The organism is Actinoplanes cyaneus, assembly GCF_016862095.1.
Classification (GTDB): Bacteria; Actinomycetota; Actinomycetes; order Mycobacteriales; family Micromonosporaceae; genus Actinoplanes; species Actinoplanes cyaneus.
Window position 1 is genome coordinate 26829 of sequence record NZ_BOMH01000046.1, and the last position, 16106, is coordinate 42934.

Sequence of the window (16106 nt, forward strand, 5' to 3'; positions counted from 1 at the left end):
CCCCAAGCACGATGCCGCTCATGGTCGCGCCGAAACTTCTCCGCCTCCGCCGAGTAATTGCGCGCCAGAGTGCGATCCCGCATCCCCGCGAGCTCGCCCCGGCTGAACAACGACATCTGCGCCACCATTGAATTGTCCCACCCCGGGAAACACGTATGTAAGCGTCGGGACGTGACAAAAACTATTTCCCCCGGGCGGCACCGAAACGGAAATGAGCACCGGAATCCGAGGATGACCGAGCCGCCCTCATCCGCGACCTGAATGGATGGTCGCGCCGCCGACCGGACGCGACCGCAACTTCAATCGGTTCCCTCTCCACGCCGACGTCTTGATCTGCCGCTGACAGAGCGCTGATGAGCGGCGGCGAGCCCGCGCAGGTGCGAACCTGGCTCCCGTCCGACGGTACGGCCGACGTGCTCAGAGCCGCAGGCCGACCAGTTTGGTCAGGAAGCGGTCGAGCTGGTCGGCCATGGGCGGCCACGGCAGGTCGGGTTCGTTGATGCGCTGAGCCAGCATGCCGTTGACAGCGGTGCGCAGGTCGATCGTCACGGTGAGCGCGTCGTCGTGCGGGGCGGCGCCGGCATCCATGCAGCGCTGAACCGCGGTGCGGGTGCGTTCGACCATCACTTCCTTGAACGGCATGCCGAGCCGGCGGTGGACGCCGCTTTCGTGCAGCACCTTGTAGAGGCCCGGGTGGTTCTGGGCCCATTCTGCCTGGGCCAGGATGCGGGCCCGCAGTTGTGCGGCGGGGTGGTGTTCGTAAGCCGCCTCGGCGGTGTCGCCGACGGCGACGAGATCCTCGTGGCAGCGCTGGGTCACGGCCAGCACGAGTGCGTCGCGGTCAGGAAAGTAGAGGTAGACCGAAGTCGCGGCGACGGAGACGGCGCGGGCGACCGCGCGGAGCGACAGTGCCTGGTCGTCGCCGAGTTCGTCGAGCATCCGCACGCCGGCCGTCAGGATCTCCTCGCGGAGCAGGTCGCCCCGCCCGCGAGTGTTCTGCTTGCGACGACCCGTGGTGTTCATCCCGGCAAGAATAGCTGGACACCCATTGCGCTACAGCCGTCCTCCAATCATGCTGATGGGCGTCGGCCAGGACAGCTGCCCGCCCAACTCGAAGGGATCGCCATGCCGTTGACACTTCACGAGGCTCAGGCAGTCATCACCGGCGCACACGAGCGCGCCGCCGAGCTGGCCGCGCCGGTGACGGTCGCGGTCGTCGACGAGGGCGGCCACCTGCAGGCCCTCGGCCGCATGACCGGGGCACCACCGCTTTCGGCCCAGATCGCCGAGGTCAAAGCGGCCAGCGTTGCGCTCTTCCGCCGCGACGGCGCCGTACTGCGCAAGATGCAGGAGACCTCACCTGCCTTCTTCGCCCAACTGGACGGGGCCGTGCGGGTACCGATCCTCGCGGGCGCCGGCGCGGCGCTCATCGTGCGCGGGGACACCGTCCTGGGCGCGTTGGCGGTGAGCGGCGGATGGACGCCCGGGCAGGACGACGAATGCGCCGAAGCCGCGCTTGCCGTCCTCGCTTCTTAGCGGCGATCCGGACGGCCGATCCCACAAGCGAGCCTACCGGTCAAGCCGACTGGTTGCCTCCGCCGGAAGGCAATTCGCAGGCGCCTGTCATTGCTGTTCGGTGCTGCTGTTGAGAGCCGCGAGGCAGGTGCGGACTTGCTCGGCCTCGGGTACGCCGAGATCGGTGTAGAGGGCCAGTGCGCGCTGGTAGCCCGCGTGAGCGAGGGTGAGATTGCCGAGGATGTGGTGGGCGTGGCCGAGTCCGGTGTGGGCGCGGGCCTGCTGATCGGGGTCGCCCGTTTCTGCGGCGGTGGTGTGGGCGGCGGTGTGGTGGGTGAGGGCGTTCGCGACGTGGCCGGCGGTGCGGGCGGCTTCGCCGAGGCCGTTGAGCGCCCACGCTTCGCCGTACCTGTCGCCGATCTTGCGGAAGATGGTCAGGGCCCGCTGGTGGTGCTTGGTGGCCCGGGCGGGCTCGCCGAGGCGGGCGTGAAGGGTGCCGAGGCTGTCCAGCGTCCACGCTTCGCCCGAGTGATGGCCGAGTTGGCGGTGCAGGGTCAGGGCTTGCCGCAGGTGGTCGCCGGCCGGCCGGTACTGGCCGAATCGCCTCTCGATCTCGCCGAGGCCGTTCAGCGCGTCGGCTTCACCGACCCGGTTGCCGGCCCGCCGATACAGGGCCAGAGCGTGCTCGTGGTGTTCGATGGCAGGCCGGTAGTGGCCCGACCGCCCCTGGACGAAGCCGAGGTTGGTGAGCGCGCGGCCTTCGCCGGCCCGGTCACCGGCCTCCCGGTGCAGGGTCAGGGCCCGAGCGAATTGGTCACTGGCCGTGCGGTAGTGGCCCGACCGCACCGCGATGACGCCGAGGGTGTTCACCGTGCGGGCTTCGCCGGCCGGGTCGCCGGCCCGGCGGAACAGGTCCATAGCCTGTCGGAGGTGCTCGCCCGCCGGCCCGTACCGGCCCAGCCGATAGTGGACGGCACCGAGGTCGGCCAGGGCGTGGGCAAGTCCGGTCGGGTCCCCGCTGTTGCGGGCGGCATGGCCGGCGTGACCGTGCACGGTCAGGGCATCAGTGTTGTGGCCGCCGTCGAGGTATCGGTACAGGATTCGCGAGAGCCGCATGGTGTGGGTGGGCCAGCCGTGGCCGGCGGTGTGGGCGGCGACGGTGACGAGGGTCAGCCGTTCGGTGTCCAACCATTCCCGCGCGATGTCCGGATCTGTCAGGTCCGGAGTGGCGGTGGCGGCAGGCAAGATTACCGGCCGGTAGTGCGCTTCGGCGGGGTGCAGAGTGTTCATGGCGGTGGCGGCGAGGTAGTGGTCGAACAGGCGGGTCAGGGAGGTGCGGCGTTCTAGGGGGCGATCCTCGTCGGTGACCCGGATGGTGGCGTAGACGCGGACCAGGTCGTGGAACGTGTACCGGCCGGGGGTGCTCTGCTGCAGCAGATGGTCGCGGTGCAAGCGGTCGAGATGGCTCTGGGTGGTGGGTAGGCCGGCGTCGACCAGAGCCGCGGCGGCGTACGCGTCGAAGTCCTGGCCGGGGTGCAGCGCCGCCAGCCGCAGCAGTCGTCGCGGGCCGGCGGAGAGATGCTGGTAGGACAGATCGAGCGCGAGTTCGACGCCGGTGTCCAGGCGCCGCTGGTGGTGGCGTTCGTCGAGGCGGTCGGCGTGGTCGGTCAACGTCCAGCCCGGTGTGTTGCGGATGTGCCCGGTGATCAGGCCCAGGGCCAGGGGCAGGTTGCCGCAGCGCCCGGCGATGCGGGCGGCGGCGTGCGGATCCACGCCGAGGGGGACGTCGGGAACGGCGCGGGTGAGGAATGCCAGAGCCTCGGCCGCGGTGAACACGTCCACCGTGAGGTGGGTCGCGGGGCGCAGGCCGGCCAGGCCGCACCGGCTGGTGATCAGGGTGAGGCAGCCCGGTGCGGTCGGCAGCAGTGGGCGGACCTGATCGGTGGACGCGGCGTTGTCCAGCACCACCAGGACTCGGGTGCCGGCGAGGCGGTCGCGGTAGGCCGCGGCGCGGGCCTCGAGGGTGTGGGGGATCTGCTGGCCGGTCATCCCGAGCAGGCGCAGGAACCCGTCCAGGACCGCGGCGGGGTCGGCGGGCGGCTGTGCCGGGTCGGGGTCGAAGCCGCGCAGGTTGACGAACAACACCCGATCGAAGGCGTTCTCCCGGGTCAGCAGGTGCCCGGCGTGGACGGCGAGTTGGGTCTTGCCGACCCCGGCCATTCCCTCGATCACGGCAGTCACCGCCGCTTTCCCGCCCCGTATCGTGCGGCGGAGCCGGTCAAGTGCGCCGGCGCGCCCGGTGAACCCCGTCAGCTCTCGAGGCAAGCTGTCCTGCACCCGGACCTGGGACACCGCCTCGATCTCCCCGCCGACGACCCGCAACGCCTGGCGCCAGAGAGCCACATACCCGGTGTCCGGGTTCAGCGCCCGGACCACCGCGACCACCAGCTCGGTGTCCAACCGGCGGCGACGGGACCGGAAGCAGTACGCGACGGTGGACCTGCACACCAGCTCACCGGCCGGCCGGCCGGCCGCCGCCCAGGCCGCGTTGACCCGGTCCTTGATCGTCTCGTAGGAGGGCTCACCGGCCCAGACTCTCAACAGCCGCAAGCGCTTCACCAGATCGTCGAGTCCACCGGCAGGCACCGGATCGGGCGGCGGCACCGTCAGCACGTCTGGGGGCGCGGTCACCGGATCGCCAGGGAGCTTCTCGGCGGACGCCCCGCTCAGACGCGCGGCTTCCCACCAGCGCCGCTCCCACTCCTCAACGTCGCCGTCGCACGCGGCCACGTACGCGAGGGTCACCCTCAGCGTCGGCAGCCGCCGGCCTGAAGCCGCCGCCGCCAACGTCGCCACCGAGTAGTTCACCCGCACGGCCATCTGCCGGTAACCCGGTCTGTCCGCCTTCTCCCGCAATGCCCGCAGCCCGGCCGCCAGTTGCGCGAGCGGGTCACCGAGGCGGCCCAAGGGCCGTTCCGGTCTCGGCATTTCGCACCCCCGTCACACTGCGACATCCATCGTCGATTGTCGCTGTGTGGTCCAGGGTCGATTGTCCGGCCACCGCAGGCAAGGGCCAGACAACTCTCACGCTGCCAGGCAGGGATCCGTCGATGGTGGCGTCGAGGGCCGGCGTCGAATGCGTCCGAGGTCCGCCCGCGCCGGACATCGATCCCTGACGCTGGACGGGACCGCAGGCAACCTCCAGGAAGGGCAACTTCGATGCACGCGACGGGAAATGCATGAACCTGCGAAAAAAGATCGGCGCGAGCGTGGGCACAGCGGTATTGGTCACCGGCGCCGGCACGATGCTCGGTGCGACTCCGGCCGCTGCCGCCCATCGCTGCGGCAGCGAGTTCATCGGCATCCCCTCCGACCAGAATGCCGACACGACGCTGAGGGAGACGGTGGTGTGGCCGGGGGTCGCGATCACACTGAAGATCAAGCAGTTCCAGCGGGGCGTGGAGCGCGTGTTCGCCAGGATTCAAGGCCAGACCCGGCAAGGGGACCAGGTCTGGCTCGACTGGTCGTACACGGGCGGCAATGGCTGGGCGCAGTGCGGCCCCTTCACGGTCTCCGCTGACCACAGAACCAACACCAGCGGCGCGGCGCTGCGGCACCCGGACGGTCGCACACTCACGTTCCGGGCCTGCATGAACGTCCACGATGCCGGCGTCGTCTGCACCGATTGGTGGACGTGATCCGTTCCGCCTCCCAGGAAGCGGACGACCGCAAGGCAACTGGTTGGCACAAGCCACTCGATCCCGTCGACCAACGGAGGATTCATGATTCGCAGAAAGCTCGGCGCGCTGCTGGCGACGCTGACCCTGGGCCTCGGCGCCGGCTCGGTGGCTTCGGCCACGGCAGCGCAGGCCAGCACTTTCTCCTGCAACGCCAAATACTTCCTCAAGTCGGCCGCCGAAGACCGTTACTACTCGTCGACGCCGGCAGGCGACTACGTCTTCGCGGCCGGCACCGTGCGCGGCTGGTACGAGCAGTTCACAGTGTGCCGGGACTCCTCCTGGAGCCGGCAGTTCTTCGTTCTCAAGTCCGAGGGCATGAGCGCGCACCTGGGCGGCGACGCCTACATCGATCAGCAGAACGGCGTCCTGCGGATGTCGACCCGCCCGCTCACCGGCAACCACCTGTTCGAGTGGCGCGGCGGCGGCAACCCCTACTTCGGTCTCTACCACGCGGAGACCGGCCGCTACCTGACCACCAGAGAGACGACGCGGGTCAGCCTGGGTCCGACGAACCTGGGCTGGTTCGAAGCGCTCTACCGAGAATCCTGACGAGACGATCCGTACACACCCCGGGGTGTGTACGGATCCCCCATGCTGAAGCTGCCGTGTGTGGAGGGGGAGACATTCGTGCTGGCCGAGGGGGTAGCCACGGGCGTCGCGGGAGTCTCCGGCGGGCCGCCGGAGGTGAAGATCCCGAGGCAGGTGCAGAACCCGAGCACCATCGCGCCGATCAGCAGCACCACGGCCAGCGCCATCCCGGGATATCGCTGCGGCGGTGGTCCCAGCGCACCCCGAAGGAAGGCCAGGAGCGGCGCCCGGTATTCCAGCTCGGCTGTCCGCCCGGGCAGCGCCATCACTGTCGTCTCGGCCGTGCCGATCCGGGCCGCCAGCAGGTACGGCACATGCACGTGCACGTGGTGCTCGCCGAACGCGACGGGCGTGGTCACCCGTCCCCAACTCGCCGGCACGTTCTTCCCGTCGATCTGCAGCACGGGGGTGAAGAGTCCGAGCACGAAGGCCAGCGGCGCGTATCGCATGGTCACGGCGATGGTCGCGCCGCCGTCGCCGCGCGCCGGGTCGAGCGGCGGGAAGCCGGGGGAGAAGGGCCGATAGGGCGGTGCCAGGATGGCCACGCTGCACCTTTCCTCGAAGTCCGCCGATGCAGGATATGCCCGCGAGGCCCGGAGTAGGAAAACCTCTCGCGTCCACTGTGGAGATATTGATCAGGTTAGAATGCGGCATGACGAGCGACCGGGTGGATCAGCACACCGTCTCGCCGGCCCGCCGGTGGAACTACTGGCTCGGCGGCAAGGACCATTTCCAGGTCGATCGCGACTCCGGCGACCAGATCGCCGAGGTCTATCCCGCCGTGTGGACGGCGGCGCGCGAGGGCCGGGCCTTCCACAACCGGGCGATCCGGCACCTGGCCGGCGAGGCGGGCATCCGCCAGTTCGTGGACATCGGGACGGGCCTCCCGGCGCCGGACAATACGCACGAGGTGGCTCAGGCGATCGCCCCCGAGACGAAGGTCGTCTACGTCGACAACGATCCGATGGTGCTCGCGCACGCCCGCGCCCTGATGGTCGGCGGCTCGACGACCTATGTCGACGCCGACCTGCGTGAGCCGGAGAAGATCCTGCGCGCCGGCGAGCTCGCCGCGACGATCGACCTGTCCCGGCCGGTCGCGATCCTGCTGATCAACGTGCTGCACTTCGTTCTCGACGACGAGCAGGCGGCCGGCGTGGTCCGCACCCTGATGGCCGGCGTCGCGCCGGGCAGCTTCCTGGTCGCCACGCACGGCACGGCGGATTTCGTCCCGCCCGAGATCTCCGCCCGGCTGCAGGCGACCCAGCCCAGCGGCCCGGCCGCGATCCGGCCGCGCGACCGGGCGCGGTTCAGCGCGTTCTTCGACGGGTTGGAGCTGGTCGAGCCGGGCGTCGTGCCGGTCTCCGAGTGGCGGCCGGAGAGGGACGACCTCCCGGCGCCCATCGAGACGTCGACCTGGGCCGCGGCCGGGAAGAAGTAACGCCGTGAGGTCACATGCGTAGGCATCCGCGTCATCGTCCCGTAACGCGAGGACTAGAGTCCGGTTCGGGTGCCGAAATGCCTCAACCTCGGGAGACAAACTCATGACTAAGACACCGGTCACCGTCACCGTGACGGGCGCAGCCGGCCAGATCGGCTACGCGCTGCTGTTCCGCATCGCCTCCGGCCAGCTGCTCGGCGCCGACGTGCCGGTCCGCCTGCGCCTGCTGGAGATCCCGGCCGCCACCCGGGCCGCCGAGGGCGTCGCGCTGGAGCTCGACGACTGCGCATTCCCGCTGCTCACGGGCGTCGACGTGTTCGACGACGCGAAGGCCGCGTTCGACGGCGTCAACGTGGCGCTGCTGGTCGGCGCCCGCCCGCGCACCAAGGGCATGGAGCGGGGCGACCTGCTCGAGGCCAACGGCGGCATCTTCGGCCCGCAGGGCACCGCGATCAACGCGGGCGCCGCTTCGGACGTACGGGTGCTGGTCGTCGGCAACCCGGCCAACACGAACGCGCTGATCGCCCAGCAGCACGCGCCCGACGTGCCGGCCGACCGTTTCACCGCGATGACCCGCCTCGACCACAACCGCGCGCTGGCCCAGCTGTCGAAGAAGCTGGACGTGCCGGTCGCCGAGCTGCGCAAGGTCACGATCTGGGGCAACCACTCCGCCACGCAGTACCCGGACGTCTTCCACGCCGAGGCCGCCGGCCGCCCGGTCAAGGACCTGGTGGACCAGGCCTGGCTCGCCGACGAGTTCATCCCGCGGGTCGCCAAGCGCGGCGCCGAGATCATCGAGGTCCGGGGCGCGTCCTCGGCCGCGTCCGCCGCGTCGGCCGCTGTCGACCACGTGCACACCTGGGTGAACGGCACGGCCGAGGGCGACTGGACGTCGGCCGCGATCGTCTCCGACGGCTCCTACGGCGTGCCGGCGGGCCTGATCAGCTCGTTCCCGGTCACCGCCAAGGACGGCAAGTGGGAGATCGTCCAGGGGCTGGAGATCAGCGAGTTCTCCCGGGCCCGCATCGACGCCTCGGTCGCCGAGCTCCAGGAGGAGCGCACCGCCGTCCAGGGGCTGGGCCTGATCAAGTAAAAGATCACGAGCAAAGGCCGCTTGCCGCCGTACGGCGTGAGCGGCCTTTGCCTTTCCCGCAATCCCGTCCCGCTCCCGGGCCGGCGAGCCGGCGACGACCTCGTCCGAGTGACCCGGCTCGCGGGCGGCGGTGACATCGGCGAGGCGCTGGCTCGAGACTGGCTCCACGAGCTTGCGTGACAGCCGTACGCTGCTCTGCAGATCGGCTGGTGGGAGGGGTTCTCAGCCTCCTGTCAGACGGTGTTGCTAGTTTTCATCGCCGAACCCGGGACAGAAGCACTAGAGAGGGCATCGTGGTCTTCAAGAAGCTGTTGGGCGCCATGGGGGTGGGTGGCCCGAGCGTCGACACCGTGCTGGCCAACCCGAGCACCTATCCGGGGGCCCCGCTGACGGGCCAGGTCAACCTGACCGGCGGCACCCAGGAAGCGGACATCGAGCACATCACGCTCGCCCTGGTCACCCGCATGGAGGTGGAGGGCGGCGGCGGCGACTACTCGGCGACCGGCGATTTCTACCGGCTGACCGTCTCCGGGCCGATGCGGCTGCACCCCGGTCAGCAGCTGTCGATCCCGTTCCGCATCGACATGCCGTGGGAGACGCCGATCACCACGGCGTACGGGCAGCCGCTGCGCGGCATGGTGATGGGCGTGCGCACCGAGGTGTCGATCGCCCGCGCGCTGGACAAGGGCGACCTCGACCCGGTCTACGTGCACCCGCTGCCGATCCACCAGAAGATTCTGGACGCGTTCGGCCAGCTCGGTTTCCGCTTCAAGTCGGCCGACCTGGAGCACGGGCAGATCTACGGCGTCCACCAGACCCTCCCGTTCTACCAGGAGATCGAGTACTGGCCCGCCCCGCAGTACGCGCAGGCCGTCAACGAGGTCGAGCTGACGTTCGTGACCAGCCCGCACTCCGTCGAGGTGGTGCTGGAGTTCGACAAGCGCGGCGGCCTGTTCCAGAGCGGCCACGACACCTATGGGCGCTACACGATCTCGCACCACGACGCTGACACCACCGACTGGCGTGCGGTCGTCGACGGCTGGGTCCGTCAGGCGGTCGACAAGCACCGGTCCCGTCCGGGCTACGGTGCCCCGCACGGTGGCCACGGGGCCTACGGGGCTCCCGGCTACCCGCCGCCGCCCCCGCCCGGTTACGGGCACGGAGGTCACGGCGGTTACGGGCACCACGGCCACTACCGCGGGCACGGCAGCGGCATGGGCGGCGCCATGCTCGGCGCGGTCGGCGGCCTGGCGGCCGGCTATGTGATCGGCGAGGCCGTGGAGGACGTCTTCGAGGACTTCGGCGGCGACGACTGAGCTTTCCCGGCACGGTCAGGGCGGTCGCCGGTGCAGAGGCGGCCGCTTCCCGGGGCTGATGCGATCGCTCCGAGGAAGCAGGGTGATCGCTTCGACCAACTTGGGCGATCGCTTCACCTGAGTGGGGCGATCGGGTCGACCAAGTTGGGTGATCGGGTCGATTCACCGGACTCGACCGGGAAAGTCGGCTGACAAAGAGGACTGTCCGCAAGGGCGGGAGCGCACACGCGTTCCCGCCCTTTCGCATTTCTGCAGGTCAACGCTGTCTCGCAACCCATATCCCACTCACTCTATGGGAAATGTATGTGACGTGGGTCACAAAGAGGCTGACGGGGCGTCGCCGGACGTTTACGTTCGTGGACATGAAGCGAGACAAGCGCCTGACCCGGCGTCGCTTCGTCGACTTCCTCCGGGTGTGCACCTGCTCCTGTTGAGGCTGTGACGGCGAAGCGCCACGGCCCGCCGCACCGACACCTCCGCACCGCCACGGCCGCGCATCGGCGCCCGGTTCCGCGGCTGTGTCCGTACGCCCGAATGAGCCTTTGAATCTTCGGCGACCCCATTGAGCGGTCGTCCGATGAACGCTGCCATTGAGGAGTTCTCTGTGACCACTCGTCGAAACGCTCTCGCCGGCCTTCTGGGCGGCGCCTTCCTGACCGCCACCGGACTCTCCGCATGCGGCAGCAGTGGGGCCTCCGCCTCCGGCAGCCAGGTGAAGGAGCTGCGATATCAGGGCAGCGTGGGCACCGTGACGCTGCCCGAGCTCGCCGCCGACCTGGGCTATCTGGGCGACGTGACGCTCAAGTGGATCGGCAACACGATCAGCGGCCCGCAGGACATTCAGGCCGCCACCACCGGTGACGTCGATTTCGGCGGCGCATTCAACGGCGCCATCGTGAAACTGGCCGCCAACGGCGCGCCGATCACCGCGGTGATCGGTTACTACGGCGTCGACAAGGACACCTACACCGGCTATTACGTGCTCGACGGCAGCCCGGTCACCAGCGCCCGTGACCTGATCGGCAAGAAGATCGGGGTCAATACGCTCGGCGCCCACCACGAGGCGGTCATCAAGACCTACCTGGCGAAGAACAACCTCACCGACGCCGAGATCAAACAGGTCGAGCTGATCGTGGTGCCGCCGGTCAACACCGAGCAGTCGGTGCGGCAGAGCCAGATCGACGCCGGCGCGCTCGGCGGCGTGCTGCGGGACAAGGCGCTCACCCGCGGCGGCATCCACCCGCTCTTCACCGACTTCGACCTGCTCGGCAAGTTCACCGCGGGCAGCTACATCTTCCGCGACGACTTCCTCAAGAAGAATCCGGACACCGTGAAGACGTTCGTCTCCGGCGTCGGCAAGGCGATCGAATGGTCCCGCAGCACCCCCGTCGACCAGGTCATCGCCAGGTTCCAGGAGATCGTCAAGAAGCGTGGCCGCAGCGAGGACAACTCCAGCCTGCAGTTCTTCAAGAGCTACGGCGTCGCCGGCAAGGGCGGCGTGATCGCCGATGCCGAGTTCCAGACCTGGATCGACTGGCTGAGCCGGGCCGGCGAGCTGAAGAAGGACATCAAGCCCGCCGACATCTTCAGCAACAAGTACAACTCCTTCGCCGAGGGCGGTGCCGCATGACCGCCAAGATCGTGTTCGAGAACATCGGCAAGGTCTTCCAGGCCCGCGGGACCACGGTCACCGCGCTGCAGGAGATCAACCTGGACGTCAAGGACGGCGAGTTCCTGGTCATCGTCGGGCCGAGCGGTTGTGGCAAGTCCACCCTGCTCGACCTGCTCGGCGGTCTCGCCGAGCCGAGCAGCGGCCGGATCCTGGTCGACGGCAAGCCGGTCACCGGCCCGGGGCTCGACCGCGGCGTCGTCTTCCAGCAGTACGCGCTGCTGCCGTGGCGCACCGCGCAGGGCAACGTCGAGTTCGGCCTGGAGGCCAAGCACGTGCCGCGGCGCGAGCGGGCCGCGAAGGCGCGCGAGTACCTCGACCTGGTCGGCCTCGCCGGCTTCCACGACCGGTACCCGCACGAGCTCTCCGGCGGCATGAAGCAGCGCGTCGCGATCGCCCGCAGTCTGGCGTTCGACCCGGACGTGCTGCTGATGGACGAGCCGTTCGCGGCGTTAGACGCGCAAACCCGTGACGGGCTGCAGGACGAGTTGCTGCGCATCTGGGAGAAGACCGGCAAGACCGTCGTCTTCATCACCCACGGCATCGAAGAGGCCGTCTACCTCGGACAACGCGTCGCCGTGATGACGTCGAGGCCCGGCCGGATCAAGCAGGTCGTCGACGTGCCGCTCCTCTCGCAGTCCGAGGACGTCCGGTCGGACCCGCAGTTCGCGCACTACCGCCACGAGATCTGGACGCTGCTGCGGGACGAGGTCAACAAGGCCCGCAACGAGGAACTGGAGGCCAATCGTGTCTAGCTCGACGCTGGTGAAGGCGCCCGTGGTGGCGCCGGTAGTGGCTGACCCGGCCAAGCGGTGGCACGTCGCCCGGATCTTCGGGAACGTCGTGACCCGCAGCATCGCGATCGTCGCCCTGGCCCTCGTCTGGGAGATCTTCCCGCGGCTCGGACTGGTCGACGCGACCTTCCTGCCACCGCTCTCCGAGGTCCTGGTCGCCTGGTGGGATCTGGTCAAATCGGGCGAGCTGTGGGAGCACGCCCAGGCCAGCCTGACCCGCTCACTCGTCGGCTTCGCCCTCGCGATCGTCATCTCGATCCCGCTCGGCCTGCTGATCGGCTGGTACAAACCGGTCGCGAACCTGCTGACCCCACTGCTCGAGATCTTCCGCAACACCGCGGCCCTGGCGATCCTGCCGGTCTTCGTGCTGATCCTGGGCCTCGGCGAGACCTCGAAGATCGCGATCATCCTGTACGCCTGCGCGTGGCCGATCCTGCTGAACACGGTCAGTGGCGTCCGGACCGTCGACCCGCTCCTGATCAAATCGGCGCGCTCCCTCGGACTGGGCCCGGTGAGCCTGTTCCAGAAGGTCGTTCTGCCCGCCGCGGTGCCCACCATCTTCACCGGCATCCGGCTGGCCGGGGCGTACTCCATCCTGATTCTGATCGCCGCGGAAATGGTCGGCGCGAAAGCCGGCCTGGGCTATCTCATCAATTACGCGCAATACAACTTCGCGGTCCCCGACATGTACGCGGGAATCATCACGATCTCCGGCATCGGCCTCATCGTGAACCAGCTCCTGATCCTCACCGAGCGCCGTTTCTCGACCTGGCGCACCTCCTAGAAAGGGTTCTCCTCATGAGTATCGACATCCAGCGCCTCGGTGGCCGGATCGGCGCCTCGGTGACCGGCATCGACCTCAAGCAGCCGGTCGACGAGGGCGACGCGAAGGCGATCCACGACGCGCTCGTCGAGCACAAGGTCCTGGTCTTCCGCGACCAGCACCTCGACGACGAGCAGCACCAGCGCTTCGCGGCGCTCTTCGGTGAGCTGACCCTGGCGCACCCGACCGTCCCGTCCGTCGACGGTCAGGCCAACGTGCTCGAGGTGGCCGGCGGTGAGGGGGCACGGGCGAACGCCTGGCACACCGACGTGACGTTCGTGGTCGCCCCGCCGAAGGCCACGACACTGCGGAGTCTGGTCATCCCGCCGTACGGGGGAGACACGCTCTTCTCGAACACCAGCGCCGCCTATGCCGACCTCCCCGAGCACCTGCGGGTCCTCGCCGACCGGCTGTGGGCCGAGCACTCCAACGAGTACGACTACGCCGAGCACCCGCAGTTCCGCTCGGCCGAGGTCGAGGACTACCACAAGGTCTTCGTCTCCACCCGGTACCGCACCGCGCACCCGGTCGTCCGCGTCAACCCGGACTCCGGCAAGCCGAACCTGTTCATCGGCAACTTCGTCACCGGCATCATCGGCCTGTCCAAGACCGAGTCCCGGGACATCCTGCGCCTGCTCCAGCACTACGTGACCCGGCCGGAGAACACGCTGCGCCACAAGTGGCAGGTCGGCGACCTGGTCGTCTGGGACAACCGCAGCACCCAGCACTACGCGGCCGACGACTACGGCGACCTGGCCCGCAAACTGCACCGCGTCACCGTCGCCGGCGACGTCCCGGTCAGCACCGACGGGACCAAGAGCTACATCCTCGAGGGCGACGAGGCCACCCACTACACCCCGCGGGTGCAGTGACCATGAGCCGTCAGCTGCACCTCAACGCGTTCCTGATGAGCGTCGGCCACCACGAAGCCGCGTGGCGGTTGCCGGAGACCGACCCGTACGCGGATCTCGACGTCGAACACTTCAAGAACCTGGCCCGGATCGCCGAACGTGGCAAGCTCGACTCGGTCTTCCTCGCCGACGGCCCGGCCCTCTGGGACCAGATCGGCCGCCGCCCGTCCGCCGCCCTCGAACCGACCGTCCTGCTCACCGCGCTGGCCGGCGCCACCTCCCGGATCGGGCTGATCGCCACCGCGTCCACCACCTACAACGAGCCGTACAACCTGGCCCGGCGCTTCGCGTCACTCGACATCGTCAGCGGCGGCCGGGCCGGCTGGAACATCGTCACCACCGCGAACCTGGAAGCGGCCCGCAACTTCAACCTCGACCACCTGCCCGCCCACAAGGAGCGTTACGAGCGCGCCGCCGAGTTCGTCGACGTCTCGCTCAAGCTCTGGGACTCCTGGGACGACGACGCGGTCCTCGCCGACAAGGAGAACGGCGTCTGGGGCGACGACGCCAAGATCTACCCGCCGGGTCACGAGGGCCAGTTCTACCGCGTCGCCGGCGCGCTCAACGTGCCACGCTCCGCTCAGGGCCACCCGGTGCTCGTCCAGGCCGGCTCCTCCGAGAGCGGACGGAACTTCGCCGCCAAGTACGCCGAAGCGGTGTTCACCGCGCACCAGACACTTTCGGACGCGCAGGAGTTCTACGACGACCTGAAGCGGCGCGCCGCCGAGCACGGTCGCGACCCGGACCACGTCAAGATCCTGCCCGGGATCGTGCCTGTCATCGCGTCCTCTCCGTCTGCCGCCCGGGAGAAGGAAGAGCAGCTCAATGGGCTGATCAAGCCCGAGTACGCGCTGCCGCAGCTCGCCGCGCTGCTCGGCGTCCCGGTGTCATCGCTCCGCCTCGACGCCCAGCTGCCCGACGACCTGCCCGAGGAAGAGGCGATCGAGGGCGCGAAGAGCCGTCGCACCCTGGTGGTCAATCTCGGTCGCCGGGAGAACCTGACGGTCCGCCAGATCATCGCCCGCCTCGGCGGTGGGCGTGGTCACCTGACCTTCGCCGGCACTCCCGTGCAGGTCGCCGACCAGATCCAGAACTGGTTCGACAACGGGGCGGCCGACGGCTTCAACATCATGCCGCCGGTGCTGCCGTCGTCCCTGACCGATTTCGTGGACCAGGTGGTGCCGATCCTGCAGGAGCGCGGCCTGTTCCGCACCGAGTACACCGGGCGCACGCTGCGCGAACACTACGGGTTGCCGCGCCCGGCGAACCGCAACGCCGGAACGCCGGTCCACATCTGATCCCGTACGCACCCCTGGGAGTCACCCTCCGTGTGAGGGTGGCTCTCAGGTCGCGCTGACGTTGCCCTGCTCGAACTGGTGCTGCCGGGCGTCCTGAACCCCGGCCATCAACTGGTCCCACCGCGGGTCGTCCTGGAACCGCGTCATCGTGATCCGCTCCGCCGTCCGCGCCGACGTGTACTCCCACCAGGCCGCCACCCGGACCGGCCACAGCCCCATCCGCAGCGCCCCGGCGAGGAAACACCGGTGCGCGGTGAGAGTCGCCGCGAGCATGTCCGGCTCCAGCACGAAGTTCGGAGCGTCGAAGGCGGCGCCCAGCGCGCGCACGTCCCGGTGCATCTCCGAATAGGCGACCAGACTGGGCATCGCCGGAACCAGCAGCTCATCCTCCGGATGAACCACATCATGCGCGTACGCCGGGGTGAACACCACGTCGTCGACCGTCACGATCAGCGGCAGGGACTCGCGGCGCACCTTGATGTCGACCTGAACCGCCGGCTCCCCGGTCGGGACGTGCACCCAGTCGGCGTCCAGCACGTTCCGGAAGGCGATCTGGACCGTGTCCCCGATCGCCGGGACGTGCACCGTGACAAGCCCCGGGCCCGCGGTCACCTCGGTGCCCGGCACCTCCCGCAACATGTCCGCCAGGTCGTTAGTGCGCATGCTGCTCGTTATACGCCAGAGGCGCACGCGGCGCGCCCCCGAACTCTGGTCGTTCCGGGTGGGCGGTCATCCGCTCGTTCCGGCATTCCGTGGTGTCCCTCGTAGGAGCGTCTCCCGGTGGTGCGCCTCCCGGCTTCTCGCCTCCTGGTTGTGCGCTTCCTGGTGGTGCGCCGCCGGTTGTGCGCCTTCCAGTTGTGCACCTCCTGGGCTGTGACCGCCGTCTCAGCCACCTGGTTTGGAGTTGTCGGTGGTGGGTAG

At 69.2% G+C, this 16106-nt stretch carries 15 protein-coding genes; 11 read left to right on the forward strand and 4 right to left on the reverse strand.

Annotation, left to right across the window (positions count from 1 at the left end):
• Positions 1-417: 417 nt before the first annotated feature.
• Positions 418-1023, reverse strand: a complete 606-nt coding sequence (locus Acy02nite_RS30975; RefSeq protein WP_203747882.1) for a TetR/AcrR family transcriptional regulator — start codon at positions 1021-1023, stop codon at positions 418-420.
• A gap of 108 nt (positions 1024-1131) precedes the next feature.
• Between Acy02nite_RS30975 and Acy02nite_RS30980 the strand changes: the two genes are divergently transcribed.
• Positions 1132-1536 carry a GlcG/HbpS family heme-binding protein gene (locus tag Acy02nite_RS30980; RefSeq protein ID WP_203747885.1) on the forward strand — a complete coding sequence of 135 codons (405 nt, stop codon included), beginning with the start codon at positions 1132-1134 and terminating at the stop codon, positions 1534-1536.
• Positions 1537-1623: 87 nt separating this feature from the next.
• Here the strand turns inward: Acy02nite_RS30980 and Acy02nite_RS30985 are convergent, their stop codons facing one another.
• On the reverse strand, positions 1624-4503 hold the full coding sequence (locus tag Acy02nite_RS30985) for a helix-turn-helix domain-containing protein (RefSeq protein ID WP_239175375.1): 2880 nt from the start codon (positions 4501-4503) through the stop codon (positions 1624-1626).
• 251 nt (positions 4504-4754) lie between these two features.
• On the opposite strand from Acy02nite_RS30985, the gene Acy02nite_RS30990 reads away from it, so the two are divergent.
• Together Acy02nite_RS30990 and Acy02nite_RS30995 are read left to right on the forward strand one after the other, a co-directional pair.
• Positions 4755-5213, forward strand: a complete 459-nt coding sequence (locus Acy02nite_RS30990) for a hypothetical protein (RefSeq protein ID WP_203747888.1) — start codon at positions 4755-4757, stop codon at positions 5211-5213.
• An 84-nt stretch (positions 5214-5297) separates the two neighbouring features.
• Complete coding sequence (locus Acy02nite_RS30995; protein ID WP_203747891.1) at positions 5298-5804, forward strand: hypothetical protein; 507 nt, start codon at positions 5298-5300, stop codon at positions 5802-5804.
• On the opposite strand, the gene Acy02nite_RS31000 is transcribed toward Acy02nite_RS30995, so the two are convergent.
• Positions 5789-6388 (reverse strand): hypothetical protein, encoded by a 600-nt coding sequence (locus Acy02nite_RS31000; protein ID WP_239175376.1) that lies wholly within the window; start codon positions 6386-6388, stop codon positions 5789-5791. The genes Acy02nite_RS30995 and Acy02nite_RS31000 overlap by 16 nt on opposite strands.
• A gap of 107 nt (positions 6389-6495) precedes the next feature.
• Here Acy02nite_RS31000 and Acy02nite_RS31005 point away from each other — a divergent pair, with 107 nt between their 5' ends.
• The 8 genes from Acy02nite_RS31005 (at position 6496) to Acy02nite_RS31040 (ending at position 15185) form a co-directional block, all read left to right on the forward strand.
• Complete coding sequence (locus tag Acy02nite_RS31005) at positions 6496-7281, forward strand: SAM-dependent methyltransferase (protein ID WP_203747906.1); 786 nt, start codon at positions 6496-6498, stop codon at positions 7279-7281.
• 103 nt (positions 7282-7384) lie between these two features.
• Positions 7385-8374, forward strand: a complete 990-nt coding sequence (locus Acy02nite_RS31010; RefSeq protein WP_203747909.1) for a malate dehydrogenase — start codon at positions 7385-7387, stop codon at positions 8372-8374.
• 293 nt (positions 8375-8667) lie between these two features.
• Entirely contained in the window at positions 8668-9690 is a 1023-nt protein-coding gene (locus Acy02nite_RS31015; protein ID WP_203747912.1) for a sporulation protein, read from the forward strand.
• Between the two features lie 604 nt (positions 9691-10294).
• Positions 10295-11320: an ABC transporter substrate-binding protein gene (locus tag Acy02nite_RS31020; protein ID WP_203747931.1), complete on the forward strand. Its 1026-nt coding sequence runs from the start codon at positions 10295-10297 to the stop codon at positions 11318-11320.
• Complete coding sequence (locus Acy02nite_RS31025; RefSeq protein WP_203747934.1) at positions 11317-12114, forward strand: ABC transporter ATP-binding protein; 798 nt, start codon at positions 11317-11319, stop codon at positions 12112-12114. Before Acy02nite_RS31020 ends, Acy02nite_RS31025 begins: the two co-directional genes overlap by 4 nt.
• The gene (locus Acy02nite_RS31030) at positions 12107-12937 is read left to right on the forward strand and encodes an ABC transporter permease (protein WP_239175377.1); all 831 of its coding nucleotides are present in this window, start codon (positions 12107-12109) and stop codon (positions 12935-12937) included. Before Acy02nite_RS31025 ends, Acy02nite_RS31030 begins: the two co-directional genes overlap by 8 nt.
• 14 nt (positions 12938-12951) lie before the next feature.
• Complete coding sequence (locus Acy02nite_RS31035; protein WP_203747937.1) at positions 12952-13848, forward strand: TauD/TfdA dioxygenase family protein; 897 nt, start codon at positions 12952-12954, stop codon at positions 13846-13848.
• Between the two features lie 2 nt (positions 13849-13850).
• On the forward strand, positions 13851-15185 hold the full coding sequence (locus Acy02nite_RS31040) for an LLM class flavin-dependent oxidoreductase (RefSeq protein WP_203747940.1): 1335 nt from the start codon (positions 13851-13853) through the stop codon (positions 15183-15185).
• Positions 15186-15230: 45 nt separating this feature from the next.
• Here Acy02nite_RS31040 and Acy02nite_RS31045 read toward each other — a convergent pair whose 3' ends face one another.
• Positions 15231-15848, reverse strand: coding sequence for a hypothetical protein (locus tag Acy02nite_RS31045; RefSeq protein ID WP_203747943.1), 618 nt, complete (start codon positions 15846-15848; stop codon positions 15231-15233).
• Between the last annotated feature and the right edge of the window lie 258 nt (positions 15849-16106).